Raw genomic sequence first — 26,189 nt, 5'->3', positions numbered from 1 at the left:
TCAAGAAATCGTCAAGAGTTAGGTAAGGTAACGAAGTACTTGGGTGCGCGGTGACCTCACCTCGTGTCCGATGTACGTGAGCCCCGCGCGTGCCGCGCCCGGGCCAGGGAAGGGAACGGCCGCTGACTGTCCACCACCTCAACCAGCTCCTGCTCGTCTGCTCGCTCGTCCTCCTCATCGCTGTGGCAGCGGTCCGGATCTCCTCGCGCAGCGGGCTCCCCAGCCTGCTCGTCTACCTGGGGATCGGCGTCGCCATGGGCCAGGACGGCATCGGCGACATCCACTTCGACAACGCCGAACTGACCCAGGTCATCGGATACGCGGCCCTGGTCGTGATCCTGGCCGAGGGCGGACTCGCCACGAAGTGGAAGGAGATCAAACCCGCCCTTCCGGCCGCCTCGGCGCTGGCGCTGGCGGGGGTAGCGGTGAGCGTCGGGATCACGGCGACGGCCGCGCACTACCTGGTCGGGCTGGAATGGCGGCAGGCGTTCATCATCGGGGCGGTGGTGTCCTCGACGGACGCGGCGGCGGTCTTCTCCGTCCTGCGGAAAATCCCCCTCCCCGCGCGCGTGACGGGCACCCTGGAGGCCGAGTCGGGCTTCAACGACGCCCCTGTGGTCATCCTGGTCGTCTCGCTGTCCACGGCGGGCCCGGTCGAGCACTGGTACATGCTGCTGGGCATCATCATCCTGGAGCTGGCCATCGGCGCGGCCATCGGCATCACGGTCGGCTGGCTCGGCGCCTGGGGCCTGCGGCACGTGGCTCTGCCCGCGTCCGGCCTCTACCCCATCGCCGTGATGGCGATCGCGGTCACCGCGTACGCCGCCGGCGCACTCGCCCACGGCAGCGGTTTCCTCGCGGTCTACCTGGCCGCCATGGTCCTCGGCAACGCCAAGCTGCCGCACTGGCCGGCCACCCGCGGCTTCGCCGACGGACTCGGCTGGATCGCCCAGATCGGCATGTTCGTCCTGCTCGGCCTGCAGGTGACCCCGCACGAGATGGGCGACGACATCTGGCCCGCGCTCGTCATAGGCCTGGCCCTGACCATGGTCGCGCGCCCACTGAGCGTGATCGTCAGCCTCACGCCCTTCCGGGTCCCGTGGCAGGAGCAGACCCTGATGTCCTGGGCCGGGCTGCGCGGCGCGGTGCCCATCATCCTGGCGACGATCCCCATGGTGAGCGGCGTCGAGGACAGCCGGCGCATCTTCAACATCGTCTTCGTCCTGGTCGTCGTCTACACCCTCGTCCAGGGCCCGACACTCCCCTGGCTGGCCCGAAAACTGCACCTCGACAAGTCCGCGGAGGCAGCCGACCTCGGCATCGAGTCGGCGCCCCTGGAGCGGCTGCGCGGGCATCTGCTGTCCGTCGCGATACCCCACGGCTCCAAGATGCACGGCGTGGAGGTGGGCGAGCTGAGGCTGCCGCCGGGCGCCGCGGTCACCCTCGTCGTCCGCGATGAAAAATCGTTCGTTCCGCTGCCGACGACCATCCTGCACCGCGGTGACGAACTCCTCGTGGTGACCACCGACCCGGTCCGCGACGCGACGGAACGCCGGCTGCGGGCCGTGGGACAGGGCGGCAAGCTGGCGCAGTGGCTGGGGACGGGCGGCAACGGAGCAGAGGCGTGACGTACCTCTCCGCTTCCTTTCAGAGGTACGGGGCGCCATTGCCCCTGTACACTGAAGGCGCACCCTGATCGAACCAACTCTGTCTGAAGCAGAGCTGGCGCGACCGTATGGCGGCCGGGACATCCTCTGCGGGGGCGTCGGCATCTACCGCAGTCCGCGCAAGAGGACAGCTCTCGGCGCCGCCCCACTCGCAAGGGGGGCCGCGCTACCAGGCGGCAGAAAGGCACGGCCGTGGCATCCACGGTCACCTACGGACAGTTGCTCCGCACCCCCGGCGCCTGGACGTTCCTGCTCCCCGGTTTCGCCGCGCGGCAGCCGTTCGCGATGCTCACCATCTCCATCGTGCTGCTCGTCCAGCACACCAGCGGCTCGTACGGGACCGCCGGCGCCGTGGCCGCCGTCACCGGCGTCTCCATGGCCCTGTGCGCGCCCTACGGGGGCCGCCTGGCCGACCGCCACGGGCAGCGCGCGGTCCTCGTGCCCGGTGTCGCCCTGCACACCCTGTCCGGCCTCGCCCTGACGGCGCTGGCGCTGACCGGCGCCCCCCTGTGGACGCTGTTCGCCGCCGCGGTCCTGACCGGCGCCTCCACGCCCCAGGTCGGCCCCATGGTCCGTGCCCGCTGGGCGACCAAGCTCCAGGACTCGCCCCTCATGCCGACGGCGGCGGCCTTCGAGTCCGTCACCGACGAGCTGACCTTCGTCTTCGGCCCCCTGCTCGCCACCGCCCTGTGCACGGCCGTCGACCCGGCGGCCGGCCTGGTCACCGAGGCCGCACTGACCCTCATCGGCGGTCTGCTGTTCGCCGCGCAGAAGAGCACCCAGCCGCCGGTCCTCACCGGCAGCCCGCTCGGCGGTCCGCACGCGCGCGTGGAGCGCGTTTCGGCACTGGGCGTCCCCGGGATACGCGTCCTGATCGTCGCATTCCTGGGCATCGGAGCCGTCTTCGGCGGTATGCAGGTCTCGCTCGCCGCGTTCAGCGAGTCCATCGGCAACCCCGGCCTGAACGGCATCCTGTACGGGGTCTTCGCCGCCGGCAACATGCTCTCCGGCGTGGTCTGCGGAGCCGTCGCCTGGCGCATGGCCCCGCAACGACGTCTGCTCGCCGGGTACGCGGCCCTCGCGGTCACCGCCTCCGGCCTGTGGACGGCGGAGTCCGTGCTGACCCTGGCCGGGCTCGGCCTCCTGGTCGGCATGTGCATCGCGCCCGCGCTGATCACCGGCTACACCCTGGTCGACGCTCTTGTCCCGGCCGGCGCCCGTACCGAGGCGTTCACCTGGCTGACCGGCGCGGTCGCCCTCGGCCAGGCGGCGGCCGTCACCGTCGCCGGCCAGCTGGAGGACCGCCTGTGGGACGGGGCCGGATTCCTGGTCCCCATGGGAGGCACACTGCTGGCCCTCGCGACCCTCGTGACCCTGCGGTCACGGCTCGCGCCCGAGGCGAAGATCCGGCCCGCGAGCCGGACTCTCGCACGTGGCGTCGGTCACCGCGTGCCGGTGACAGTGGACTGATCCTCAGGAATACGTCACACTGGACCGTCGTTAGCACTCATCGAGTGAGAGTGCCAGGAGGAAGACAAGTGCCGACCTACCAGTACCAGTGCACGGAGTGCGCTGAGGGCCTCGAAGCGGTGCAGAAGTTCACCGACGACGCCCTGACCGAGTGCCCCAGCTGCGGTGGCCGCCTGAAGAAGGTGTTCTCCGCCGTCGGTATCGTCTTCAAGGGCTCCGGCTTCTACCGCAACGACAGCCGCGGCTCCTCGTCGAGCAGCGCGCCCGCCGCGTCGAAGCCGTCCACGTCTTCTTCGACGTCGTCCTCCTCGGACTCGTCGTCGAGTTCGTCGAGCTCCTCGTCGTCGGGCTCGTCCTCGTCGTCCAGCTCCTCGTCGGGCTCCAGCAGCTCGTCGAGCACCAGCTCGGCCGCGTAAGCACCGCCTCTTGGCCCACGGGACCCTGTCGTCGCACGACGACGGGGTCTTTGGTGTTTTCGGGCACCCACGAGGGTTTTCCGCGCCCGGCTAGGGTGCGGACATGGTGAATCAGGCGAATCCCGCGGCCGCTGCGAGCGCCGAGATCGGCGTGATCGGTGGCTCCGGCTTCTACTCCTTCCTCGACGACGTGACCGAGATACAGGTCGACACGCCGTACGGATCCCCCAGTGACTCCCTGTTCCTCGGCGAGGTCGCCGGCCGTCGGGTCGCCTTCCTGCCCCGGCACGGACGCGGCCACCATCTTCCGCCGCACCGCATCAACTACCGCGCCAATCTGTGGGCGTTGCGCTCGGTCGGCGTGCGCCAGGTGCTCGCCCCGTGCGCGGTGGGCGGGCTGCGGCCCGAGTACGGCCCGGGCACCCTGCTCGTGCCGGACCAGCTGGTCGACCGTACGAAGTCCCGGGTGGGGACGTTCTTCGACGGCCTGCCGCTGCCCGACGGCGCCGTCCCCAACGTGGTGCACGTGTCCCTCGCCGACCCCTACTGCCCGGTCGGCCGCAAGGTCGCCCTGGAGGCGGCGCGCGGGCGCGACTGGGAGCCGGTGGACGGCGGCACACTGACCGTGATCGAGGGGCCGCGGTTCTCCACCCGCGCCGAGTCCCAGTGGCACCGGGCGCAGGGCTGGTCGGTGGTGGGTATGACAGGCCATCCCGAAGCGGCACTCGCCCGTGAACTGGAGCTCTGCTACACGTCGTTGGCCCTCGTCACCGACCTCGACGCGGGCGCGGAGACCGGCGAGGGCGTCTCGCACGAGGAGGTGCTCCAGGTGTTCGCGGCGAACGTGGACCGGATGCGGGGCGTCCTGTTCGACGCGGTGGCCGCGCTGCCCGCGGGCGGCACGCGGGACTGCCTGTGCACGAAGGCGCTGGGTGGGATGGATCCGGGGTTCGAGCTGCCCTGACGGGGGTGAGGTACAGGGTCGGCGGGGACCGGGTACAGGGACTGCGGGGGCGGAACTTCCCGTTCGGGTGAGCGAGTTGTCCACAACCGGTGAGTAACACACAGGCCTCAGCACGGTTCGCCGGAAAGCCTCATCGTGGGAGCGCAAGCAGCTCCCTCGTCACAGGTGGTGGTCCCCGTGTCCGTGTCCTCCGTACGTCCCGTGTCCTCCGCGCATCCCGTACGTTCCGTGCGTTCCGTCCCGCTCGTACCCGCGCCCTGCGAGGTGCCGCACTTCGCCCCCGTGCGGGTGCGCGGCGGGCGGTATCGGCTGCGGCGCCTGCTGGGGCACCGGAGGCGGGCGCTGGCCGTCGGCCTCGCCGTGACTGCGGCGGCGATCGTCGCTGCGGGCCCGCGCGAGGCGGCGGGGCCGGCGCCCGATGCGGGACGGGTCCGGGGCCATCCCGTGGCCGCTCCCGTACGGGAGCGGCCGGCGGTTCAGATGGTGACGGCGCCGGTACGGATCGCCGACGCGGCCACGGTCCGGCTGCTGCGGCCCGGTGACCGGGTGGACGTCATCGCGGCGGAGGAGTCGCCGACGGGCACCGGCGCCCGGGTGGTCGCGCACCGGGCACGGGTGACTCAGGTGCCGCAGGTCACGACGTCCCACGACAGCGTGGTCGAGGGCGGGGCCCTGATCGTGCTCTCGGTGCCGCACGCCACGGCGTCCCGGCTGGCCGGCGCGGGTGCGACGGCGAGGCTGGCGGTGACGCTGTGGTGAGCCGTAGCGTGGTGGGCTCGAACCGGCAGGCGTCAAGTCGCTCGTTGGAGTTACCCAATTGGACAGGCCTGCCGGGCGTTGACGTAGGTTGCGGAACGGTTTGTTCCACCAATTGCGTGCACGAGGAGAGGCCCCGCGGTGAGCGAGAAGAAGCAACCGAGCGTCCTGGAGGGCTTCAAGACCTTCCTGACGCGCGGAAACGTCGTCGATCTGGCGGTCGCGGTAGTCATCGGTACCGCCTTCACCAACGTCGTCAACTCGGTGGTGAAGGGCGTCATCAACCCCATGGTGGGGGCGTTCGGGACCAAGAACCTGGACAACTACAGCTACTGCCTCAAGGACCCCTGCACCGGAACCGGCGACACCGCGACCGGCGTCCGGATCATGTGGGGTTCGGTCCTGGGCTCCACGCTCACCTTCCTGATCACCGCGGCCGTCGTCTACTTCCTGATGGTCCTGCCGATGTCGAAGTATCTGGCCCGGGTGGCCGCACGGCAGAAGGCGAAGGAGGGCGCGCAGGAGGTCGTCGAGCTGAGCGAGCTGGAGGTGCTCAAGGAGATCCGCGACGCCCTGGTGACCCAGCGGGGCGCCGGGCACAACGAGGCCCTGGTGGCCCAGCGGGACTCCGAGCACAAGGAGCGGTAGGCGGCGCGCTCGGCGGCCTCGTACAGAGGCTGTTCGGCGTGGTTCAGAGGTGTCAGATGTGGTGGGGCGGCTTCTCGTCGAGGAGGCGCCTCAGGTCGGTCGCGCTGTCGCCGCCGCCCTCGCCCGGGCGCTCGCCCCACCCCCGGTCCGTGTCGTCCGACGACTGCTGGTCCAGCGGGTCGTCGAAGATCAGCGCGGGCTTCGGGTCGCACGGTTCGGGGGCGGCGGGGCTGCTCATGACTCCAGGGTACGGCCCATCCGCCGGGGCCTGTCCAGGCTGCGGGGCACCGTCCGGATCACGATCACGCTCCGGCGCCGCCCTTCGGCCTGCGCATGGATGGCTCGTCTGCTGTGCTGGGGCGTATGACGTCCAGTTCCTCACCCGCGGCCGACCTGCCCGACCTGCCCGAAGCCTCGGCCGGTGCCGGCCGCGACGCTCCCCTGCGTCGACTGACCGCGCGCGGACGGGGCGAGTCGCACCGGGTCGCCTCGCCGCTGGAGCTCTTCTTCGACCTCTGCTTCGTGGTGGCCGTCGCCCAGGCGGGCGTCCAGTTGGTGCACGCCGTCGCCGAGGGGCACCCGGGCGAGGGCATCCTCAACTACGCCATGGTTTTCTTTGCCATTTGGTGGGCCTGGATGAACTTCACCTGGTTCGCCTCGGCGTACGACAACGACGACGTGCTGTACCGGGTGGTGACCCTGGTCCAGATCGCCGGTGTCCTGGTGCTGGCGGCCGGGGTCTCGCGGGCCTTCGAGAATCACGACTTCGTGATCGTCTGGCTCGGCTATCTGATCATGCGGCTGCCGATGGCCGCCCAGTGGCTGCGGGCCGCCCGCACGGCCTCCGGCGCCGAGCGGACGACGGCACTGCGCTACGCCGGTGGTGTGCTCCTGTGCATGGTCGGCTGGCTGGGGCTGGTGGTCCTGCCGGAGGCCGGCCGCCCCTGGGTGTTCCTGGTGATGGCGCTCGTAGAACTGGCGGTGCCCGTCTACGCGGAGAGGAACTTCACGACGTCCTGGCACCCGCACCACATCTCCGAGCGGTACGGACTGTTCACCATCATCGTGCTGGGCGAGGCGATCGCGGCGGCGACGGTGGCCGTGAAGTCGGGTGTGCAGGAGAACGACGCACTGGCCGATCTGCTGCCGATCGCGGCGGGCGGGCTGCTGATCGTGTTCTCCGCCTGGTGGATCTACTTCGCCGTCCCCATCCATGGGCGGCTGCGCACCAGTGGGCAGGCGTTCCTGTGGGGGTACGGCCACTATCTGATCTTCGCGTCGGCCGCCGCGATCGGCGCGGGCCTGGAGGTGGCGGTCGAGCACGGGGTCGGCAAGGCGCACACCTCGGGGCTGGCCGCGTCGGCTGCCGTGACCCTGCCGACGGCGCTCTTCCTCGTCACCGTCTGGGCCCTGCACTCGCGCTACTTCAAGGTGGGCATCGTCGAGCAACTGGTCCTGCCGGTAACAGCGTTGCTGGTGATCGGGTGCACGTTCCTGGGCGACTGGGCCGTGCTCGCGGCGGGCCTCCTATCGGCGCTCGCGGTGGCGGCCGGGGTGACGCTGACCGCCCGGACAGTGGCCGGGGAGCGCCGGGCGGAAGACACGGAGGCGGCGAGGCGGGCAGAGGAAGCACGGCAGGGGGCGCTGGACAACACTGGGGGACATGACAGTTGACGCTCTGACAGATGTCGCCGGCCTGCGAGTGGGACACGCGACCCGTACCGGCGACGGGTGGCTCACCGGGACGACGGTGGTGCTCGCCCCCGAGGGCGGCGCCGTGGCTGCCGTGGACGTGCGGGGCGGCGGGCCCGGCACCAAGGAGACCGACGCCCTGGATCCGCGCAACGTCGTGCGGAGCGTCGAGGCGGTGGTGCTGACCGGCGGCAGCGCGTACGGGCTGGACTCGGCGTCGGGCGTGATGGCCTGGCTGGAGGAGCGGGGGCGCGGGGTACGGGTCGGGCCCGGTCCGGGGCACGTCGTGCCGGTGGTGCCCACCGCCTGCGTCTTCGACCTGGGCCGGGGTGGCGACTTCCGGGCCCGGCCGGACGCGGCCACCGGTCGGGCAGCCGTCGAGGCAGCCGCCGCGAGCGATCCGGGCGCGCCCGTGCCGGAGGGGTGCGTGGGCGCCGGCACGGGGGCCGTGGTCGGACACCTCAAGGGCGGGGTCGGCACCGCGAGCACCGTGCTGCCGTCCGGGATCACGGTGGCGGCGCTGGTGGTGGCCAATGCGGCGGGGTACTCCGTGGATCCGGAAACGGGAGTGCTGTACGGGGAGTTGTTCGAAGGCCGGCGGGTCGGGTATCCGGCGGCCGGTGTGCACGAGGCGGCGCAGCGGCGGCTGGCCGAGGTCGCCGCGCAGGTCCCCCTGCCGCCCCTGAACACCACGCTGGCGGTGGTCGCGACCGACGCGGCGCTGTCGAAGGCGCAGGCACAGAAGGTGGCCGGCACGGCGCACGACGGCATCGCGCGTGCCGTACGACCCGTGCATCTGCTCACCGACGGGGACACCGTGTTCACACTGGCGACAGGGGCGCGTCCGCTGGCCGAGGGCGACCCGCTCGCGCTGAACGAGATCCTCGCGGCGGGCGCGGACCTGGTGACGCGGGCGATCGTCCGGGCGGTGCGGGCGGCGGAGTCGGTGGCGGGGCCGGGCGGGACGTGGCCGTCGTACCGGGAGTTGTACGGGGAACCGCGCGAAAAGCCGCACGAGGAGCTGCGCGGGGAACCGCACGGGGAGCGGTAACTCCGGCCGTTTCCTTCTCAGTCGAGGTGCGATTGTCGTGGTTCTGTCACGTGATGGCCATGAGGGTGATCGGCGGGAACCCGGGCCGGGGGTGTTCCCCTCTTTCCTCACGCAATGGAGCGGATCACCCACATCACACAAAACTGGAGCAGCTCGTGACAACGCCGAACACAACAGCTCGGCGCGCACTGGGGGCATGTGCCGTCCTGATGGTCGGCGCCCTGTCCCTCACGGCGTGCGGTGGCAACAACAGCGGAGGCGACGACGGCAAGGGGGGCAAGGGCGGTAGCGGGACCGGCAAGGGCGGCAGCGGCTCCGTCGCGACGTCGGCCGTGCGGATCGCGATCTCCGCGAAGGACGGTTCTGCGGGCGCGTCGATCAACACGACCGGTGTGAAGGTCAGCGGTGGCACGCTGACCGATGTGAAGATGACCGTCGCGGAGACGGGGGCGGCCGTGGCGGGGGCGATATCCGCGGACGGGCAGAGCTGGCAGCCGGGGCAGCAGTTGGAGCGTGGGACGCGGTACCGAATAGCGGCGACCGCGAAGGACGCCGACGGGCAGGCCCAGACCGCCGACTCGACCTTCACCACGGTCACCAGGGCGAACAGCTTCATCGGGTCGTACACACCGGACAACGGGACGACGGTCGGGGTGGGGATGCCGGTGTCGTTCACCTTCGACAAGGCGATCACCGACCAGGCCGCCGTGCGGTCGCACATCACGGTCACGTCGAGCAGCGGGCAGCAGGTGGTGGGGCACTGGTTCGGGGCGCAGCGGCTCGACTTCCGGCCGGAGGAGTACTGGAAGGCCGGCTCCAAGGTCACCATGAAGATCGACCTGGACGGGGTCAAGGGCGCGAACGGCGCGGTCGGGGTGCAGAAGAAGACCGTGAGCTTCACGATCGGGCGCTCGCAGGTGTCGACGGTCGACGTCAACACGCAGACCATGGCGGTCGTACGGGACGGGCAGACCCGCAAGGACATCCCGATCTCGGCCGGCAGCCCGGAGTTCACCACGTACAACGGGCAGATGGTGATCTCCGAGAAGCTGAGGGAGACGCGGATGGACAGCCGTTCGGTCGGTCTGGCCAACGCGTACGACATCAAGGACGTACCGAACGCGATGCGGTTGACCACCTCCGGGACCTTCATCCACGGCAACTACTGGTACAAGAAGGGGAACCCGCCCTTCGGGCGCGAGGGCACCAGTCACGGTTGTGTGGGGCTGCGGGATGTGCAGGGGGCCCAGGGGGACACGCCCGCCAGGTGGTTCTTCGACAACTCGATGATCGGGGACGTCGTCATCGTCAAGAACTCCGCCGACAAGCAGGTCGCGCCGGACAACGGTCTCAACGGCTGGAACCTGTCGTGGAGCGAGTGGACCGCCGGGAGCGCTGCATGAAGTACCGTCCTACCAGGGCGTGTTGACGGATCATTGACGGTTTTCGGGGCCGTGCGGGAACTTTTCGTGCGGCCCGGGCGTCTTTCGGGCATACGTTTTCTCGGTTCGCGGACATGATGTCCGACCGAGGGGCTACGGTATGCACCCACAAGGTGACATGCAGCAACGCCGGGAGAAGCCTTGAGCGTTCCGTACGAGACGGCAGCGTACGAACCACCCGAGTCGCCCGAGTCTCCGGAGGAGCACCTCGAGCGACTTCTGGGCCGTGCGCTGAACTCCTTCGAACTGCCCGACGAGGCGATACGTCGGCTCGACTGCGCGCTGGCGCACGACAGTTCGCTGCACTCCGCGCACCACAGCGCGGGGCTGCACCGCGAGACGTACCGTCACACCTGGCTGCTCGCCGACGGCTCGGCGCTCACCCTCTGGGAGCTGGTGCACAACACGGCTCCCGGGGCGGGTCCGCAGGCCGAGGTGTATGTCGACGAGGAGGAGTTGCGCGCCGCGACGGCCCGGCTCCCGCTGCCGGCGGACGCCCCCGACTTCGAGCTGCCGGTGACCGTGCAGTTGTCGGCGGTCGTCCAGCCGCGGCACAGGTATGTTCCGGACCACGACTCGGCGGACCACGCGCGCAGGTTACTGAGGCGTGCGGAGAACACGGACCGGCCGGGGGCGGAGATCGCCGACCTGCTGCGTACGGCGTTCGCGCACCAGATCACCCAGGCGTTCGGGCGGCCGTGCCGTGCGGGCCGGGCCGGTATCGGCTTCTCGCTCTACGAGCACGCCTTCCTGCTGCCCGGCGGTGAGGAGGTCTCCCTCTGGGAGATCGAGCACACGGCCACACCGGACGGCCGCCACATGTGCGAGGTGTATCCGACGGAGGACGGGGCGCGGGACGCGATGGAGCGTCGGGCGGCGCGGGCGTCGTAGCCCGACGGGAGTCACCTACCCCAGTGCACACACCCCGGTGGGCCGGCCGCCAAGGCGACCGGCCCACCGGGGTGTTGGCGTGCTCTTTGCCGCGCCTACGCCGCCACCGGCTCCTTCTTCTCCGGCGCCGTCGCCGTCGCGCCCTCAGGCGACTCGGCGGCCATGGCGCCCGGCGCCGACTTGCGCATGCTCTTGAGGAGGATCACCAGGGCCGTCGTGACGCAGGTGCCGGCCGCGATGGCGATCAGGTAGAGGAACGGGCTGCCGATCAGCGGGACCACGAAGATGCCGCCGTGCGGGGCGCGCAGCGTGGCGCCGAAGGCCATCGACAGTGCGCCGGTGACCGCGCCGCCCGCCATCGAGGCCGGGATGACGCGCAGCGGGTCCGCCGCCGCGAACGGGATCGCGCCCTCGGAGATGAAGGACGCGCCCAGTACCCAGGCGGCCTTGCCGTTCTCGCGCTCGGCCGGGGTGAAGAGCTTCTTGCGGACGACGGTGGCCAGCGCCATGCCCAGCGGCGGGACCATGCCCGCGGCCATCACGGCGGCCATGACCTTCATCGCGGAGTCGCTCGGGTCCTGGACGGCGATACCGGCGGTGGCGAAGGCGTACGCGACCTTGTTGACGGGGCCGCCGAGGTCGAAGCACATCATCAGGCCGAGCAGGATGCCCAGCAGTACGGCGTTGGTGCCGGACAGGCCCGAGAGCCAGTCCGTCATGCCCTTCTGGGCCTCGGCGATGGGCTTGCCGACCACGACGAACATCAGGAAGCCGACGATCAGCGAGGAGATCAGCGGGATCACCACGACCGGCATGATGCCGCGCAGCACCGGTGGGATCCTGATCTTCTGGATCGCCAGGACGATGCCACCGGCCAGCAGACCGGCGACCAGACCGCCGAGGAAGCCGGCCGCGATGTTCGAGGCGATCATGCCGCCGACGAAGCCGGGGACGAGACCGGGCCGGTCGGCCATGCCGTAGGCGATGTAGCCGGCCAGGACGGGGATCAGGAAGCCGAAGGCCACCCCGCCGATCTGGAACAGCAGCGCGCCCCAGCTGTCGACCTGGGTCCAGGAGAAGTGCTCCATGACCGAGGGCGCCTTGTTGATCTCCCAGCCGCCGATCGCGAAGCCGAGGGCGAGCAGCAGACCGCCCGCGGCGACGAACGGGACCATGTAACTGACGCCGGTCATCAGCCACTTGCGCAGCTTGGTGCCGTAGTTGTCGCCGGACTCGCCGGCCCGCTCGACGGGAGTCCCGCCGCCCTGTGCACCGGCGGTGACCTCGCCGCGCTCGGCCTTGCCGCGTACGTCGGCGATGAGCTGGGCGGGCTTGTTGATGCCGGCCTTGACGCCGACGTCGACGGTCGGCTTCCCGGCGAAGCGTTCCTTCTCCCGTACGGGCACGTCGTGGGCGAAGATCACGCCGTCCGCGTCGGCGATGACCGCCGGGTCGAGCCGGGTGAACCCGGCCGAGCCCTGGGGCTCGACGACGAGTTCGACGCCCGCCTCGCGGCCCGCGTTCTCCAGCGCCTCGGCCGCCATGTACGTGTGCGCGATACCGGTCGGACAGGAGGTGACGGCGACGATACGGAACGGGCGCGCACCGCTCTCACCGGCTGTGCCCGCGGCGGCTTCGGCGGAGGCCGCCGCCGAAACCGCCGCGGAGTCGTCGGCGCCCGCGGTCGGCGCCTCGTCGCCGCGGATCAGCGCGGCGGCGCTCGCCGCGTCGCCCACCGAGCGCAGCGCCGCCGTGAACTCGTCGTTCATCAGCTGCCGGGCCAGCGACGAGAGGATCGTCAGATGGGCGTCGTCGGCGCCGGCCGGGGCCGCGATCAGGAAGATCAGGTCGGCGGGTCCGTCGGCCGCGCCGAAGTCGATCCCGGCGGCGCTGCGCCCGAAGGCGAGCGTCGGCTCGGTCACGTGTTCGCTCCGGCAGTGCGGGATGCCGATGCCGCCGTCGAGGCCGGTCGGCATCTGCGCCTCGCGGGCGGCCACGTCGGCGAGGAAACCGTCGAGATCGGTCACCCGCCCCTTCGCCACCATGCGCTCGGCGAGGGCACGGGCCGCCGCGTCCTTGGTCTGGGCGGACAGGTCGAGATCGACCAGATCCGCGGTGATCATCTCGCTCATCGCGGGCTCCTTCGCACGTGTGTCGCCCGGGGAATGGGGTGGGCGGGGCTGGGGACGGTGGTGGTGCGGTGGGGGTTCAGGGGAAGGGGGGTGGCTGCGGCGGGGCCGGGGGAACCCCGCCGCTTCAGGGCCGGTTCAGGAGGAACGCGCAGGTGGGAGCTCATGACACGGGCTCCCTCAGTACGCGGTCCACGGGCACCTCGCTCGTCACCGTCACCGCCGGCAGATCGAGGTCGGCCGGCGTCGGCATCACACTGCCGGGCAGCTGGACGGCTGCGGCGCCGTGTGCGACGGCGGAGGCGAGGGCCTCGGGTCCGCTGCCGCCGGCGATCAGGAATCCGGCGAGCGAGGAGTCACCGGCGCCCACATTGCTGCGTACGGTGTCGACCCGTGCGCTGCCGAACCAGGTGCCGGAGCCGTTGACGAGCAGTTGCCCGTCGGCGCCGAGGCTGGCGAGGACCGCGCCCGCGCCGAGTTCGCGCAGTTCCTCGGCGGCCTTGACCGCGTCGCCGATCGTGGCGAGGGGGCGGCCGACCGCTTCGGCGAGCTCCTCGGCGTTCGGCTTGACCACGTCGGGCCGCTCGCGCAGGGCGGCGAGGAGTGCCGGGCCGGAGGTGTCGAGGGCGATCCGGGCGCCGGCGGCGTGGGTACGGGCGACGAGGTCGGCGTACCAGGAGGGGGCGAGACCGCGCGGCAGGCTGCCGCAGCAGGCGATCCAGTCGGCCTCGGCCGACTGCCGGCGCACGGTCTCCAGGAGCAACTCCTGCTCGGCGGCGGAGAGTTCGGGCCCGGGTGCGTTGATCTTCGTGAGTACACCGTCGGCCTCGGCGAGGGCGATGTTGGACCGGGTGGCCCCGGAGATCGGCACCGGCGCGACCTCTATGCCCTGGGCGTCGAGCAGGTCGGCGACGAGTGCTCCGGGAGCGCCGCCCAGCGGCAGCACGGCCACGGTGCGCTGCCCGGCGGCGGCGACGGCCCGCGAGACGTTGACGCCCTTGCCGCCCGGGTCCATGCGTTCGCCGGTGGCCCGGATGACCTCGCCGCGGTCGAGCGACGGGACCTCGTACGTACGGTCGAGGGACGGGTTGGGGGTGACGGTGAGGATCATGCGCGCACCACTTCCGTGCCTCCGCCGCGCTCCAGGTCGGTGGCGTCCTCGGGGCTCAGCCCGCTGTCGGTGATCAGCAGGTCCACATCGCCCAGGTCGCCGAAGCGGGCGAAGTGCTCCTGGCCGTGCTTCGTCGAGTCGGCGAGGAGCACCACCCGGCGGGCGGCCTCCACCGCGGCCCGCTTCACGGCGGCCTCGGCGAGGTCGGGCGTGGTCAGCCCGCGCTCGGCGGAGAACCCGTTGGCGGCCACGAACGCGACGTCGGCGCGGATCTCGCCGTACGCCCGCAGCGCCCAGGCGTCGACGGCGGCGCGCGTACGGTGCCGGACGCGCCCTCCGACGAGGTGCAGCTGGATGCCGGGGTGGTCGGCGAGGCGGGCCGCGATCGGAAGGCTGTGCGTGACGACGGTGAGGGTCGACTCCAGCGGGATGGCGGCAGCGAGGCGCGCGACCGTCGAGCCGGCGTCGAGGATCAGGGTGCCCTCGGTCGGCAGCTCGGCGAGGGCGGCCTTGGCGATGCGGTCCTTCTCGTCGGCGTAGGTCGACTCGCGCTCGGTGAGGTCCTGCTCGAAGTCGAGGCGACCGGCCGGTATGGCCCCGCCGTGCACACGCCGCAGGAGGCCCGCGCGGTCCAGAGCCTTCAGGTCCCGCCGGATGGTCTCCGCGGTGACCTGGAACTGCTCGGCCAGTGACAGCACGTCGACCCGTCCGCCGTCACGGGCGAGCCGCAGGATCTCCTGCTGCCGCTCCGGTGCGTACATGTCCGTTTACCTCCGACCGATGACTGCCTGATGCCCGAACTTGTGGATTCGTTCGGAGGCTACGCCCGGATTTCCGGAAAGTAAACAGATTCGGGCGTGATGCGGACACAACCAGGCTTCTGCGGGGATGCCGGGGCAGCTGCCAGGGCGGCTACGCGCAGGGGAAAGGGCCCGGCACCTGAGGTGCCGGGCCCTGCTCCACCGCCCTTGCCGAGCAGTCCTCGCTCAGCTGTCCTTGCTCAGCTGTCCTTGCTCAACCGTCCGCGCTCAGCCGACGAGGACCTTCTCCCGCTTCTCTTTCTCCTCCGGCGCCGCGGCCTGCGCGTCCGTCACCGGGGCCCGCCCCGGCAGCGCGAACATCACCGCAAAGATCAAGCCCATCAGCCCGGCCACCCACCCGAGCGCGTTCTGGAAGGCGTCCACGAACGCCGGTCCCACCTCGCCCGGCGCGAGCCTGTCCCCCATCGCCCCGAAGAACACCACCGACACCAGCCCGAGCCCGAGCGCGTTGCCCATCTGCTGCACGGTGTTGATCAGCCCGGACGCCGACCCGGCGTGCTCCTTCGGCACCTCCGAGAGCACCGCGTCCGTCAGCGGGGCGACGATCAGGCCCATGCCTGCGCCCATGACCACCAGCGGGAGCGCCATCTGCCAGGAGGTGATGGCCAGGCCGTACCGGCCGGACTCCCAGATGTAGATCAGTACGCCGAGGCCCATCACCAGCGCGCCCGCCTGGAGCACCTTGCGGCCGAAGCGCGGGACCAGCTTCTGGACTGACATCCCGGCCGCCACCGACACCGCGATCGAGAAGGGCACGCCGGTCAGCCCGGCCCGCAGGGCGCTCCAGCCGAGCCCTATCTGCATGTACAGCGTCCACACCAGGAAGAAGATGCCCAGGCCGACCCCGAAGACGGTCTGCACGGCGATGCCCGCGGCGAAGCTCTTCACCCTGAACAGCGACAGCTCGACCAGCGGCGAACCGTCGATCCGCGTCTTGCGCTTCTCGTACGCCACCAGCGCGCCGAAGACACCGAGCGCGCCCGCCATCGACAGGTAGCCCCACAGCGGCCAGCCCAGCTCGCGCCCGCGGATCAGCGGGTAGAGCAGCATCAGCAGACCCAGGGTCACCAGGGCGACGCCGACGAGGTCCAGCTTCAGCGCCCGGGGGGCCTTCGACTCGGTGATGAAGCGGTGGCCCAGGATCAGTCCCGCGATGCCGACCGGCAGGTTGATCAGGAAGATCGGCCGCCAGCCGAGGCCGAACAGGTCCCACTCCGTCAGCAGCGCGCCCAGCAGCGGACCGCTGACCGCGCCCAGGCCGACGATCGCGCCGAAGAGGCCGAACACCTTGCCGCGCTCGTGTGCCGGGAAGGTCGCGTGGACGATCGACAGGACCTGCGGCACCATCATCGCCGCCATGGCGCCCTGGAGTATGCGGGAGGCGACCAGCATCTCCGGGTTGGCGGCGAAGCCGCAGAGGGCGGAGGCGAGGGTGAAGCCGCCTATGCCGACGAGGAACAGCCGCTTGCGGCCGTGGATGTCGCCGAGCCGTCCGCCGGTGATGAGACCGGCGGCGAAGGCGAGCGCGTAGCCGGCGGTGATCCACTGGATCTGGCCGAAGGAGGCACCGGCCTCGCGCTGGATCGAGGGGATCGCGACGTTGACGATCGTGACGTCGACAAGGTCCATGAAGGCCGCGGTCATCACGATGGCGAGGGCGAACCAGCGTCGCCGGTCCGGCACGACAGGGAGGCCGGTCGGTGTTTCGGTGGAGGTCATGAATCCAAGGTAGGACCCCATTAGGTCAGATCGTGTCCTAGTGGTACGGCATCCTCGAACTCATGACGACGGACACACCGGCCCGACTCCTTCAGCTCCTCTCACTCCTCCAGACGCCCCGCGAGTGGCCGGGCGGCGAGCTATCCGACCGGCTCGGGGTGTCCCGGCGCACCGTGCGGCGGGACATCGACCGGCTGCGCGAACTCGGCTATCCCGTGCAGGCGACCAAGGGCTCCGACGGCGGGTACCGGCTCGTCGCGGGCAAGGCGATGCCCCCGCTGGTGCTCGACGACGAGGAGGCGGTGGCCATCGCGGTCGGGCTCCGGGCGGGCGCCGGGCACGCGGTCGAGGGGCTGGACGAGGCGTCCGTACGGGCGCTGGCCAAGCTGGAACAGGTCCTGCCGTCCCGGCTGCGCCGCCGAGTCTCCACCCTCCAAGCCGCGACCACCCCGCTGACCAGCGGCGACGGTGCGGTCATCGCGCCCGAGACACTGACCGTGATCGCCTCTGCCGTGGCCGGTCAGGAGCGACTGCGGTTCGCCTACCGCTCGAAGGACGGCACCCCCACCAAGCGCCTGACCGAGCCCTACCGGCTCGTGTCGACCGGCCACCGCTGGTATCTCGTCGCCTACGACCTCGACCGCGCCGACTGGCGCACCTTCCGCGTCGACAGGGTCGGCGACCCCTTCGCGACGGGCGCCCGCTTCACCGCGCGCGAGCTGCCGACGGGCGACGCCGCGGAGTATCTGCGCCGCTCGATGTACGCACGGCAGGAGACCTATGTGTTCGAGGCGACGTTCGCCGCCCCGGCCGCGTATGTCGCCGCCCGCGTCCCCGCCTGGCTCGGCACCCCCGAGCCTCTGGACGAGCACAGTTGCCGTATCCGCTCCTCGGTCGGTGACCCGGTGGAGTGGCTGGCGGTGCGGCTCGCGTCGGTCGAATGCGAGTTCACGGTTCGGGAACCGGCCGAACTGGTCGAGCGGATGAGGGAGTTGGGGGCCCGTCTGACCCGGGCGGCGGGAAACTGACCGGCCGGCCCCACCGCTCCGCCGACCACCCTCAGGAGTTCGCGCCGCTCCACGGGAAGTCCCGCAGCGTCCCCAGGTTGCGCACCGCCAGTGCCGCCGGGCCGGTCGGACCGTCGGCCGGGGCGTCCCCGGCCGACCAGGTCTCGAAGGCGACGCGTACGGCGGCACTGGCGACGGCGGCCGTGAAGCGCGTTTCGGGCGAGTCGGCCGGGCCCTCGCCCCGGGAGGCCAGCGCCTGGGCCAGCGCCCGTTCCGACGTACGGCACCGCTCCGCCCACACCCGCAGCAGGCCGGGGCTCTCCTCCGCCAGCCGGAGCAGGGTGCGGGCCCGGTCCAGGGCGCCCTGCGACACTCCGGCGCCCGGTGTCAGCAACTGCCGTGCCGCGTACTCCAGGGCCTGCGGGACGGACAGCGCGGGCGGGGCCTCGCGAACCGTCTGGGCCCAGCGCTCCGTGCCCGCGCCGAACAGGGGGCCGATGGCTTCTTCCTTGGTGGCGAAGTAGCGGTAGAAGGTGCGTGGCGCGACCCCGGCCGCCTGGGCGATGTCCTCGGCACGGGTGGCCCGCAGCCCGTGGGTCACGAAGAGCCGCCCCGCCACGAGGGCGATCTCCATCCGGGTCTCGTGCTTTCGCCGTTCGGTGAGGGAACTGGGGTGGGACACGGACGCCACGTTATGCCGCTGTGGCACAATCTGCCATTCGGCGGGCCACCCCGGGGTTCAGGTACGGGGTGCCCCGCCGTCATGCGAAACCACAGGGCGATCCGCGGGCAAAAGAGAGCCGGGCCCCGGCACCTGGGGGGGGTAGGTGCCGAAGCCCGGCTCGGGGAGAGCCCCGACGCTGGGGGGGGGTTGCGTCGGGACTCGGCTCAGGGGGGTCCGAGGCGTTGCCGCCCGGACCCGAAGTCCTGGGCCCTGAGGTCTTGTGCCCCGGACCCGGCGGTTTGAAGCAGCCTTGCACCGCTATCTTTGCGCGGCCTTCCGCCACCCCGCGCACGCGACCGCCAACAGTCGTACGCCTCCCGGCGCACGGACCACTCGAACGCGCCCCCTGTGAAGACCGGCCGCCACCGGGCCGGACGACGAACCGCACGCCCGGCGGAGCACGAGCGGAGTCAGGCCGCCGCGTCGAACCCGGTGTCCCGGGCCAGCTTCTTCAGTTCCATCAGCGCGTGCTTCTCGATCTGCCGGATGCGCTCACGGGTCAGCCCGTGCTCCTTGCCGACCTCTGTCAGCGTGCGCTCCCGGCCGTCGTCGATGCCGTACCGCATCTTGATGATGGAGGCCGTGCGCTGGTCGAGGCGGCCGATCAGGTCGTCCAGTTCCTCGCTGCGCAGCAGCGTCAGCACGGACTGCTCCGGCGACACCGCCGACGTGTCCTCCAGGAGGTCGCCGAACTGGGTCTCGCCCTCGTCGTCCACCGGCATGTTCAGCGAGACCGGGTCGCGTGCCCAGTCCAGGACGTCGACCACGCGCGCCGCGTTCGTGTCCAGTTCGGCGGCGATCTCCGTGGGCTCCGGGTCCCGCCCGTTCTTGCGGTTGAACTCGCGCTGTACGCGCCGGATCCGGCCCAGTTCCTCGACCAGGTGGACGGGGAGGCGGATCGTGCGCGACTGGTCGGCTATGGAGCGGGTGATGGCCTGACGGATCCACCAGGTGGCGTATGTCGAGAACTTGAAGCCCTTGCGGTAGTCGAACTTCTCGACCGCGCGCACCAGGCCGGCGTTGCCCTCCTGGATCAGGTCGAGGAGGGGCAGGCCGCTGCGGGGGTAGCGGCGCGCCACGGCGACGACCAGCCGGAGGTTGGAGCGGATGAAGACGTCCTTGGCCCGCTCGCTCTCGGCGACGAGTGCCTCCAGCTCCGGGACGGTGGCGTCGGCCTCGGCCTCCGCCTCGCCGTCGAGGATCTGGCGCGCGAACACACCGGCTTCGATGGTCTGCGAGAGCTCGACCTCCTTGGCGGCGTCGAGCAGCGGGGTTCGGGCTATCTCGTCCAAGTACATGCCGACCAGGTCGCGGTCGGCGATCTCGCCGCCATGGGCGCGAACACTGCGTGCGCCGCCGACGGTCCCGCCGGTGGCGGACGACGTACGACGGGCGACGGCACGGGTTGCCATGCTTGCTCCCTTGCGATGGAGGGCCAGCGGGTGGTCCTGGGTGTCTCTGTTGGTTACTGAACGCTCAGCACACTCCTCGCGTGCCCAGCTTCCGAAGGAAACAACGACTGGAATCAGGACAGAATTCCCGACCAGTCCCCCCGTTTTTCTGATCTTGCAGTATCCTGCCCCGCCGCAGAGGAGGTCCGATGCCGTCGGAACGTACAGAAGTGCAGGTCAGGCCAGGGGTCGAGGATGACCTCACAGCCCTCACCGATCTCTACAACCACTACGTGCAGGAGACACCCACGACGTTCGACACCAAAACCTTCACACCGGAGGAGCGCCGTCCTTGGCTGCTCTCCCACCCTGAAGACGGCCCGCACCGCCTGATGGTTGCCACGGATGTGGACTCACAGCGGATTCTGGGGTATGCCACGTCCGGCCCGTTCCGCCCGAAGCCGGCCTACGGCACCACCGTGGAGGTCACTGTCTATCTCGCCCCGGACGCGGGCGGACGCGGCATCGGCACCCTGCTCTACGAGGCGCTCTTCGATGCCCTGGCAGGCGAGGACGTGCATCGCGTCCTGGCGGGGGTCGCCCTACCGAACGAAGCGTCCGTGCGGCTGCACGAACGCTTCGGGTTCCGGTACGTCGGCACGTACCGCGAGGTGGGCCGCAAGTTCGGCCGCTACTGGGATGTGGCCTGGTACGAGAAGGAGTTCTGAGCCTCTTCCCGTACCCGTTCGGGTGGCCCTTCCGGCCACCGGGCACCTGCCCGAAGGGGCCGAACACCGGCCGCGGGGTCAGCCGAACTGCACCGACCGCTTGGCCATCCCGAGCCAGAAGCCGTCGATGACCGACCTCTGGGAGTCCAGCTCGCCGGCCACGTCGGCCGCGCCCATCGTCACGAAGAGCGGGGCGAAGTGCTCGGTGCGCGGGTGGGCGTACCGGCCCGCGGGAGCCTTGTTCAGGAAGTCCAGCAGGCCGTCGACGTCCCGCGCCTCCAACGCCCGGCGGCCCCAGTCGTCGAACTCGCTCGACCAGGTCGGCACACCGGGGCCGGTGTGCCGCAGGGCGGCCAGGTTGTGGGTGAAGAAGCCGGATCCGACGATCAGCACGCCCTCGTCGCGCAGCGGGGCGAGCTTGCGCCCGATGTCCATCAGTTTCACCGGGTCGAGGGTCGGCATCGAGATCTGCAGGACAGGGATGTCCGCCTCGGGGAACATCTCCACCAGCGGGACGTACGCGCCGTGGTCGAGACCGCGGTCCGGGACGTCCTGGACGGGCATACCGGGGGCCCGGAGCAGCTTGCGTACGGACTCGGCGAGTTCGGGGGCGCCCGGGGCGGCGTACTCGACCTGGTAGTAGTGCTCGGGGAAGCCCCAGAAGTCGTAGACGAGGGGGATCGTTTCGATGGCGCCGAGGGCGAGCGGGGCCTCTTCCCAGTGGGCGGAGACCATGAGGATCGCCTTGGGGCGGGGCAGGTCGGCCGACCAGGCCGCGAGTTCGCCGGGCCAGATCGGGTCGTCCGCCAGCGGGGGTGCGCCGTGACTGAGGTAGAGCGCGGGCATGCGCTCCTGGATGTCGGCGGACATGTCGACTGCTCCCTTCCCGGGACCTCTACCGCTTCTGCTTCAAGTCTGCATCTTGAAGTCTCAAGCTTCTCGCATACTGAACATACATCGTTTTGGTTTAAAATTCAAGGACGGGGAACGTAGAGTGGAGTACATGAACACGGCATCTACATCTGACGAGGAGCCCCGCTGGCTCACCGACGAGGAGCAGCGCACCTGGCGCGCCTACATGCACGCCGTCACCCTCCTCGAGGACCATCTCGACCGCCAGCTCCAGCGTGACGCCGGTATGCCGCACGTCTACTACGGCCTGCTCGTCGGTCTCGGCGAGGCCGCGGACGGGCGGCTGCGCATGACCGAGCTCGCGATGAAGGCGAAGATCACCCGTTCCCGTCTCTCGCACGCCATCGCCCGACTGGAGAAGAACGGCTGGGTACGCCGTGAGGACTGCCCCTCGGACAAGCGCGGCCAGTTCGCGGTCCTGACCGACCAGGGCCACGAGGTGCTCCGTCGCACCGCGCCCGGCCATGTGGGCGCCGTACGGCAGGCGCTGTTCGACCGGATCAGCGACGAGCAGCGCCAGACGCTCCACGACGTCATGGAGATCGTCGCCCAGGGCCTTCAGCCGAAGGACGCGAACGCGGATCTGCCCTGGCTCCGCTGAGCGGAACCAGGGCAGATCCTGGAGTCGTACGTCACGAGGCGTCCCCACCCCACGTGACGTACGGAGTGGCCCGAAGGGGTATCAGGGGACGGCGGCCGGGGTCAGTGGGCGACCACCGGAACCTTCAGCTCCTCCTCGGCGCCCTCGCCGCTGACCGAACTCATGTCCGGGCGACCGGCGTTGATGAAGGTGAAGGCGATACCCGCGGCGGCGACCAGGATGCCGACGGCGAACCAGATGGCACTGGTGTAACCCTCGACCATGGCCTCCAGCTGGACCAGCTGCTGCTGGGAGCGCGTGGTCGCCGAACCGATGTGGTCCGCGACGTACGACGTGGTGGCCGAGGCGGCGATCGTGTTCAGCAGAGCCGTGCCGATCGCGCCGCCGACCTGCTGCGAGGTGTTGACCATCGCGGAGGCGACACCGGAGTCACGCGGCTCGACGCCCAGCGTGGCCAGGGACATGGCCGGCATGAACGCCGTACCCATACCGAGGCCGAGCAGGAGCATGGCCGGCAGGAGCAGGGCCGCGTACGAGGAGCCGATCTCCATCTGGGTCAGCAGCAGCATGCCGAGCGCGGCGAGCAGGAAGCCCGGGCCCATCAGCAGCCGCGCCGGGACGCGGGTCATCAGTCGGGCACCGATCTGCGTGGAGCCCGTGATCATGCCCGCGATCATCGGCAGGAAGGCGAAGCCGGTCTTGACCGGCGAGTAGCCCTTCACGATCTGCAGGTAGTAGGTCAGGAAGAGGAACAGGCCGAACATCGCGATGATCGCGAGGCCGAGCGAGAGGTAGACGCCGCCGCGGTTGCGCTCGGTGATGACACGCAGGGGCAGCAGCGGGGCCTTGACCCTGGACTCGACGAACACGAAGGTCGCGAGGAGCAGCGCCGAGGCGACGAACAGGCCGATCGTCAGGGAGTCGCTCCAGCCCTCGGACTCGGCACGCGTGAAGCCGTAGACGAGGGAGACCAGACCGAGGGTGGACAGGACGACACCCGGGATGTCGAGCGGCGAGCGGTTGCGGGCGCCGGAGGGCTCACGGATGACGAAGTACGCACCGAGGGCGGCGACGATCGCGAACGGGATGTTCACGAAGAACGTCCAGCGCCAGTCCAGGTACTCGGTGAGGAAGCCACCGAGGATGAGACCCACGGCGCCGCCGCCACCGGCGATCGCACCGTAGATGCCGAACGCCTTGGCGCGCTCCTTGGCGTCGGTGAACATCACCGCGAGCAGGGAGAGCGCGGCGGGCGCGAGCAGCGCGCCGAAGGCACCCTGCAGGGCTCGGGAGCCGAGGAGCATCGCCTCGTTCGTCGCGGCACCGCCCAGGGCGGAGGCGGCGGCGAAGCCGATCAGACCGGTGACGAAGGTGTTCTTGCGGCCCCAGATGTCGGCGATCCGGCCGCCGAAGAGGAGCAGTCCGCCGAAGGCGAGGGCGTAGGCCGTGATGACCCACTGGCGGTTGCCGTCCGATATCCCCAGGTCCTGCTGGGCGGAGGGCAGTGCGATGTTCACGATGGTCGCGTCGAGCACGACCATCAGCTGGGCGAGCGCGATGAACGTGAGCGCCTTCCAGCGGTTGGAGTCGGGAGTCGGCGCCTTGGCGGCGACAGCCTGGGCTGTTTCGGACATGGAGATACCCACTTCGGGACTTCGGGAGAGAAAAAGGACGTGAAAGGGATCAGTTCGTCAGCACTGACGACTGGAAGTCTGGTGTGTGTTCTTGCGAGTGGTGCGAGGGGTGACTCGGGGGGTGACTCGGGTGGTGCTCCGAACTAATCGGTCAGGATCGGCGCAGGTCCTCCATCGTCGCGGGCTTGCCGGGCAGTTCGGAGCGGGCCGGGGCCCGCAGTCCGTCCAGGAACAGCTGCAGGTGGCGATGGACGAAGCGGTCGATGCTCGTGCACGCCGATCCCGCCGGAGGGCGGCTGAGCTGGGTGACCACGACCAGCACGTCGCCCACGCCCACGTCGGTGCGGAGCTGTCCGGCCGCCCTGGCGCGGTCCATGATCTCCCCGGTGAGCTGTTCGACCCGCTCCCGCGCGGCCTCCAGGTCCGGGTGGTGCTTGTCGAAGGTGCTGGACATCATCGGGCAGAGCGCGCTGATCCGCTCGTCGGCGGCGACGTGCACGAAGCGGGACAGCGCCTCGAAGGCGTCGCCGGTCTCGGCGAGCGCGAGCTCGGCGGCCTCGGACGTGCGGTCCATGACCGAGCAGACGACCTCCCGCACCAGGGCGTCCCGGTCCGGGAAGTTGCGGTACACCGTGGCATTGCCGACGCCTGCCCGGCGGGCGATCTCGTCGATCGGCACCTCGGCGCCGAACTCGACGAACATCTCGCGGGCGGCGGTGACGATCCGCTCCCGGTTGCGCAGGGCATCGGCGCGGGGCCGGGTCGCCTTCTGCACGGGGATCGCGGTCTGCACGGCGTACTCCTTCGGTGAGGTTCGGGATCAGAGAGGTTCGGACGCGATCCGGGGAAGCAGTCCCCGTTTCGCTCGGACACATGGCTAAACGGGGATTCGGTCCCCGGTTATTTCCCGCATCGGAGGAGATTCGATATGACCTGGGTCACACACTCCTCTGACCCGGAGCACACATTCCCCTGACCGAAACCCCACGATCGGTCTCCTCCAGCGCGCGCCCGCGCCGACCTCGACACAGGGTGATCGAAAGGGTGCAGTCCGAGACCGGCGGCTGCCGTGGCGCGAGGGGTCCGTGCATGCAGCAGCCGTCCAGCCGTCGTCGGATACGCCCGCCGGGTCCTCTGCGCCCCCGCCGGGCGGCGACGCTCGTGTCCGTGGCCGCGCTGACCCTCGCGGTCAGCACCTCCGCCGGAACCGCGCACCTCACCCCGGGTTCCCCGACGGCCGCGGGCTCCGTCCCGCTGACCCGCACCTCCCCGCTCGGCCCCTGTGCGATCCGGGGCGGCCTCGGCGTCCAGATGTCCGAGGGCCTGCCCACCCCGGCCGGCTACTCCCGCTCCACGGGCACCGTCCGCGCGCTGAACCTGATGGTGGACTTCTCCGACGCCCCCGGCCAGGGCAGCGCCCAGGACCGGCTCGCGGAGTTCTTCCCGAAGACCCGGGACTGGTTCACCACCAGCTCGTACGGCCGCCTCGACTACCGCCCCGAGGCCCCCATCGCCGGCTGGCTGCGGATGCCGCGCTCGTTCCGCTCGTACCGCATAGAGCGCGGCGCGCCCTTCGACCCCGGCTACCGCCGGCTGGTCCAGGACATCGTGCGCGCGGCCGACCCGACGGTCGACTTCCGCTCGTACGACCTGCTGAACGTGCTCGTCACCCCGAACGCGGGCCCCTCCGCCCTGGACACCGTCCTGTCCGTCACCTTCGCCGGCAACAGGGACGCGCCGGTCGCGGACGGGGTGCGCGTCGCCAACACGTCCTTCGTCTACTCCCGGCAGGACGACGGCTCCGGTTCGTACGACACCACGGGCTACCGCGTCCTCCCGCACGAGAACGGCCATGTGTTCGGGCTGCCCGACCTGTACACACAGCACGGCGGGGGCGCGGTCGGCCACTGGGACATCATGAGCGAGGACTGGGGGGCCAACAACGACCTCCTCGGCTGGCACAAGTGGAAGCTCGGCTGGCTGGACCCCTCGCAGGTCGGGTGCGCGGCGACGGCCGGGACGACGGAGTACACGCTCACCCCGCTGGCGCGTCCCGGCGGCGCGAAACTCGTCTTCGTGCCGGTCAGCTCCCGTACGGGGTACGCCCTTGAGCTGCGGACACGCGAGGGCAACGACGAGACCGTGTGCCGGCCGGGCGTGCTGATCTACCGGGTCGACGCGAACGTGGACACCGGCCGCGGCCCGGTCACGGTGTACGACTCCCGCCGGGGCAGCGGCGGCTGCACACGCAGCCCGAACGTCCACGCGGAGCTCTCCGACGCTCCCTTCGCACCCGGCGAGACCTTCAAGGACCCCCGGCGGGGCATCCAGATCGCCGTGACGAGCGCGGACCTCGACGGGAACCACCGGGTGACGATCACCCGGCGGTGATCCGCCCGGCGCCGGCGGACGTAC

General features: G+C 70.7%; 24 protein-coding genes. 14 read left to right on the top strand and 10 right to left on the bottom strand.

Annotation, left to right across the window (positions count from 1 at the left end):
• Positions 1–89: 89 nt before the first annotated feature.
• The 6 genes from OHN74_RS25445 (at position 90) to OHN74_RS25420 (ending at position 5,921) form a co-directional block, all read left to right on the top strand.
• Positions 90–1,628, top strand: coding sequence for a potassium/proton antiporter (locus OHN74_RS25445; protein ID WP_327696914.1), 1,539 nt, complete (start codon positions 90–92; stop codon positions 1,626–1,628).
• A 231-nt stretch (positions 1,629–1,859) separates the two neighbouring features.
• Positions 1,860–3,137, top strand: coding sequence for an MFS transporter (locus OHN74_RS25440; RefSeq protein ID WP_327696913.1), 1,278 nt, complete (start codon positions 1,860–1,862; stop codon positions 3,135–3,137).
• Positions 3,138–3,205: 68 nt separating this feature from the next.
• Positions 3,206–3,553, top strand: coding sequence for an FmdB family zinc ribbon protein (locus OHN74_RS25435; RefSeq protein WP_327696912.1), 348 nt, complete (start codon positions 3,206–3,208; stop codon positions 3,551–3,553).
• Between the two features lie 103 nt (positions 3,554–3,656).
• A complete protein-coding gene (locus tag OHN74_RS25430) occupies positions 3,657–4,517 on the top strand; it encodes an S-methyl-5'-thioadenosine phosphorylase (protein WP_327696911.1) in 861 nt (286 codons plus the stop codon).
• A 228-nt stretch (positions 4,518–4,745) separates the two neighbouring features.
• The gene (locus OHN74_RS25425) at positions 4,746–5,276 is read left to right on the top strand and encodes an RcpC/CpaB family pilus assembly protein (RefSeq protein ID WP_443060441.1); all 531 of its coding nucleotides are present in this window, start codon (positions 4,746–4,748) and stop codon (positions 5,274–5,276) included.
• A gap of 138 nt (positions 5,277–5,414) precedes the next feature.
• Entirely contained in the window at positions 5,415–5,921 is a 507-nt protein-coding gene (locus OHN74_RS25420; RefSeq protein ID WP_327696910.1) for a large conductance mechanosensitive channel protein MscL, read from the top strand.
• Between the two features lie 52 nt (positions 5,922–5,973).
• Here the strand turns inward: OHN74_RS25420 and OHN74_RS25415 are convergent, their stop codons facing one another.
• Positions 5,974–6,159: a hypothetical protein gene (locus tag OHN74_RS25415; protein WP_327696909.1), complete on the bottom strand. Its 186-nt coding sequence runs from the start codon at positions 6,157–6,159 to the stop codon at positions 5,974–5,976.
• A 125-nt stretch (positions 6,160–6,284) separates the two neighbouring features.
• Between OHN74_RS25415 and OHN74_RS25410 the strand changes: the two genes are divergently transcribed.
• From OHN74_RS25410 to OHN74_RS25395, 4 genes are all read left to right on the top strand, one after another.
• Positions 6,285–7,595: a low temperature requirement protein A gene (locus OHN74_RS25410; RefSeq protein ID WP_327696908.1), complete on the top strand. Its 1,311-nt coding sequence runs from the start codon at positions 6,285–6,287 to the stop codon at positions 7,593–7,595.
• Positions 7,585–8,664: a P1 family peptidase gene (locus OHN74_RS25405; protein ID WP_327696907.1), complete on the top strand. Its 1,080-nt coding sequence runs from the start codon at positions 7,585–7,587 to the stop codon at positions 8,662–8,664. Before OHN74_RS25410 ends, OHN74_RS25405 begins: the two co-directional genes overlap by 11 nt.
• 155 nt (positions 8,665–8,819) lie before the next feature.
• Positions 8,820–10,067, top strand: a complete 1,248-nt coding sequence (locus OHN74_RS25400) for a L,D-transpeptidase (RefSeq protein ID WP_327696906.1) — start codon at positions 8,820–8,822, stop codon at positions 10,065–10,067.
• 180 nt (positions 10,068–10,247) lie between these two features.
• Positions 10,248–10,997 carry a DUF6227 family protein gene (locus OHN74_RS25395; RefSeq protein ID WP_327696905.1) on the top strand — a complete coding sequence of 250 codons (750 nt, stop codon included), beginning with the start codon at positions 10,248–10,250 and terminating at the stop codon, positions 10,995–10,997.
• A gap of 95 nt (positions 10,998–11,092) precedes the next feature.
• Here the strand turns inward: OHN74_RS25395 and OHN74_RS25390 are convergent, their stop codons facing one another.
• From OHN74_RS25390 to OHN74_RS25375, 4 genes are all read right to left on the bottom strand, one after another.
• A complete protein-coding gene (locus tag OHN74_RS25390) occupies positions 11,093–13,129 on the bottom strand; it encodes a PTS fructose transporter subunit IIABC (protein ID WP_327696904.1) in 2,037 nt (678 codons plus the stop codon).
• Positions 13,130–13,289: 160 nt separating this feature from the next.
• Complete coding sequence (pfkB, locus tag OHN74_RS25385; RefSeq protein ID WP_327696903.1) at positions 13,290–14,237, bottom strand: 1-phosphofructokinase; 948 nt, start codon at positions 14,235–14,237, stop codon at positions 13,290–13,292.
• Positions 14,234–14,998 (bottom strand): DeoR/GlpR family DNA-binding transcription regulator, encoded by a 765-nt coding sequence (locus OHN74_RS25380; protein ID WP_327696902.1) that lies wholly within the window; start codon positions 14,996–14,998, stop codon positions 14,234–14,236. Before OHN74_RS25380 ends, pfkB begins: the two co-directional genes overlap by 4 nt.
• Before the next feature lie 267 nt (positions 14,999–15,265).
• Positions 15,266–16,777: an MFS transporter gene (locus tag OHN74_RS25375; protein ID WP_327696901.1), complete on the bottom strand. Its 1,512-nt coding sequence runs from the start codon at positions 16,775–16,777 to the stop codon at positions 15,266–15,268.
• Positions 16,778–16,839: 62 nt separating this feature from the next.
• Between OHN74_RS25375 and OHN74_RS25370 the strand changes: the two genes are divergently transcribed.
• Positions 16,840–17,805 carry a helix-turn-helix transcriptional regulator gene (locus OHN74_RS25370; protein ID WP_327696900.1) on the top strand — a complete coding sequence of 322 codons (966 nt, stop codon included), beginning with the start codon at positions 16,840–16,842 and terminating at the stop codon, positions 17,803–17,805.
• Between the two features lie 31 nt (positions 17,806–17,836).
• On the opposite strand, the gene OHN74_RS25365 is transcribed toward OHN74_RS25370, so the two are convergent.
• Together OHN74_RS25365 and OHN74_RS25360 are read right to left on the bottom strand one after the other, a co-directional pair.
• Positions 17,837–18,418, bottom strand: coding sequence for a TetR/AcrR family transcriptional regulator (locus OHN74_RS25365; protein WP_327700262.1), 582 nt, complete (start codon positions 18,416–18,418; stop codon positions 17,837–17,839).
• A gap of 500 nt (positions 18,419–18,918) precedes the next feature.
• Positions 18,919–19,920, bottom strand: coding sequence for a sigma-70 family RNA polymerase sigma factor (locus OHN74_RS25360; RefSeq protein ID WP_327696899.1), 1,002 nt, complete (start codon positions 19,918–19,920; stop codon positions 18,919–18,921).
• Positions 19,921–20,108: 188 nt separating this feature from the next.
• On the opposite strand from OHN74_RS25360, the gene OHN74_RS25355 reads away from it, so the two are divergent.
• Positions 20,109–20,627 (top strand): GNAT family N-acetyltransferase, encoded by a 519-nt coding sequence (locus tag OHN74_RS25355; RefSeq protein WP_327696898.1) that lies wholly within the window; start codon positions 20,109–20,111, stop codon positions 20,625–20,627.
• A 78-nt stretch (positions 20,628–20,705) separates the two neighbouring features.
• Here the strand turns inward: OHN74_RS25355 and OHN74_RS25350 are convergent, their stop codons facing one another.
• Complete coding sequence (locus OHN74_RS25350) at positions 20,706–21,497, bottom strand: dioxygenase family protein (RefSeq protein WP_327696897.1); 792 nt, start codon at positions 21,495–21,497, stop codon at positions 20,706–20,708.
• Positions 21,498–21,630: 133 nt separating this feature from the next.
• Here OHN74_RS25350 and OHN74_RS25345 point away from each other — a divergent pair, with 133 nt between their 5' ends.
• Positions 21,631–22,140 (top strand): MarR family winged helix-turn-helix transcriptional regulator, encoded by a 510-nt coding sequence (locus tag OHN74_RS25345; RefSeq protein ID WP_327696896.1) that lies wholly within the window; start codon positions 21,631–21,633, stop codon positions 22,138–22,140.
• A 101-nt stretch (positions 22,141–22,241) separates the two neighbouring features.
• Here OHN74_RS25345 and OHN74_RS25340 read toward each other — a convergent pair whose 3' ends face one another.
• The gene (locus OHN74_RS25340) at positions 22,242–23,774 is read right to left on the bottom strand and encodes an MFS transporter (protein ID WP_327696895.1); all 1,533 of its coding nucleotides are present in this window, start codon (positions 23,772–23,774) and stop codon (positions 22,242–22,244) included.
• Positions 23,775–23,925: 151 nt separating this feature from the next.
• A complete protein-coding gene (locus tag OHN74_RS25335; protein WP_327696894.1) occupies positions 23,926–24,567 on the bottom strand; it encodes a TetR/AcrR family transcriptional regulator in 642 nt (213 codons plus the stop codon).
• A gap of 296 nt (positions 24,568–24,863) precedes the next feature.
• On the opposite strand from OHN74_RS25335, the gene OHN74_RS25330 reads away from it, so the two are divergent.
• Positions 24,864–26,165, top strand: coding sequence for a M6 family metalloprotease domain-containing protein (locus tag OHN74_RS25330; protein ID WP_327696893.1), 1,302 nt, complete (start codon positions 24,864–24,866; stop codon positions 26,163–26,165).
• Positions 26,166–26,189 lie beyond the last annotated feature (24 nt).

Source organism: Streptomyces sp. NBC_00459, from assembly GCF_036013955.1.
Lineage (GTDB): Bacteria > Actinomycetota > Actinomycetes > Streptomycetales > Streptomycetaceae > Streptomyces.
Note: the sequence above shows the minus strand (reverse complement) of the source record. Positions and strands in the feature narration are given on the sequence as shown.

What these genes read in the sequence shown, in the direction of transcription:
- OHN74_RS25430 (WP_327696911.1), top strand. Translation starts at nt 3,657, where the DNA reads ATGGTGAATCAGGCGAATCCCGCGGCCGCTGCGAGCGCCGAGATCGGC.
- OHN74_RS25415 (WP_327696909.1), bottom strand. Translation starts at nt 6,159, where the DNA reads ATGAGCAGCCCCGCCGCCCCCGAACCGTGCGACCCGAAGCCCGCGCTG.
- OHN74_RS25410 (WP_327696908.1), top strand. Translation starts at nt 6,285, where the DNA reads ATGACGTCCAGTTCCTCACCCGCGGCCGACCTGCCCGACCTGCCCGAA.
- OHN74_RS25405 (WP_327696907.1), top strand. Translation starts at nt 7,585, where the DNA reads ATGACAGTTGACGCTCTGACAGATGTCGCCGGCCTGCGAGTGGGACAC.
- OHN74_RS25390 (WP_327696904.1), bottom strand. Translation starts at nt 13,129, where the DNA reads ATGAGCGAGATGATCACCGCGGATCTGGTCGATCTCGACCTGTCCGCC.
- pfkB (WP_327696903.1), bottom strand. Translation starts at nt 14,237, where the DNA reads ATGATCCTCACCGTCACCCCCAACCCGTCCCTCGACCGTACGTACGAG.
- OHN74_RS25380 (WP_327696902.1), bottom strand. Translation starts at nt 14,998, where the DNA reads ATGTACGCACCGGAGCGGCAGCAGGAGATCCTGCGGCTCGCCCGTGAC.
- OHN74_RS25375 (WP_327696901.1), bottom strand. Translation starts at nt 16,777, where the DNA reads ATGACCTCCACCGAAACACCGACCGGCCTCCCTGTCGTGCCGGACCGG.
- OHN74_RS25370 (WP_327696900.1), top strand. Translation starts at nt 16,840, where the DNA reads ATGACGACGGACACACCGGCCCGACTCCTTCAGCTCCTCTCACTCCTC.
- OHN74_RS25365 (WP_327700262.1), bottom strand. Translation starts at nt 18,418, where the DNA reads ATGGAGATCGCCCTCGTGGCGGGGCGGCTCTTCGTGACCCACGGGCTG.
- OHN74_RS25360 (WP_327696899.1), bottom strand. Translation starts at nt 19,920, where the DNA reads ATGGCAACCCGTGCCGTCGCCCGTCGTACGTCGTCCGCCACCGGCGGG.
- OHN74_RS25355 (WP_327696898.1), top strand. Translation starts at nt 20,109, where the DNA reads ATGCCGTCGGAACGTACAGAAGTGCAGGTCAGGCCAGGGGTCGAGGAT.
- OHN74_RS25350 (WP_327696897.1), bottom strand. Translation starts at nt 21,497, where the DNA reads ATGTCCGCCGACATCCAGGAGCGCATGCCCGCGCTCTACCTCAGTCAC.
- OHN74_RS25345 (WP_327696896.1), top strand. Translation starts at nt 21,631, where the DNA reads ATGAACACGGCATCTACATCTGACGAGGAGCCCCGCTGGCTCACCGAC.
- OHN74_RS25340 (WP_327696895.1), bottom strand. Translation starts at nt 23,774, where the DNA reads ATGTCCGAAACAGCCCAGGCTGTCGCCGCCAAGGCGCCGACTCCCGAC.
- OHN74_RS25330 (WP_327696893.1), top strand. Translation starts at nt 24,864, where the DNA reads ATGCAGCAGCCGTCCAGCCGTCGTCGGATACGCCCGCCGGGTCCTCTG.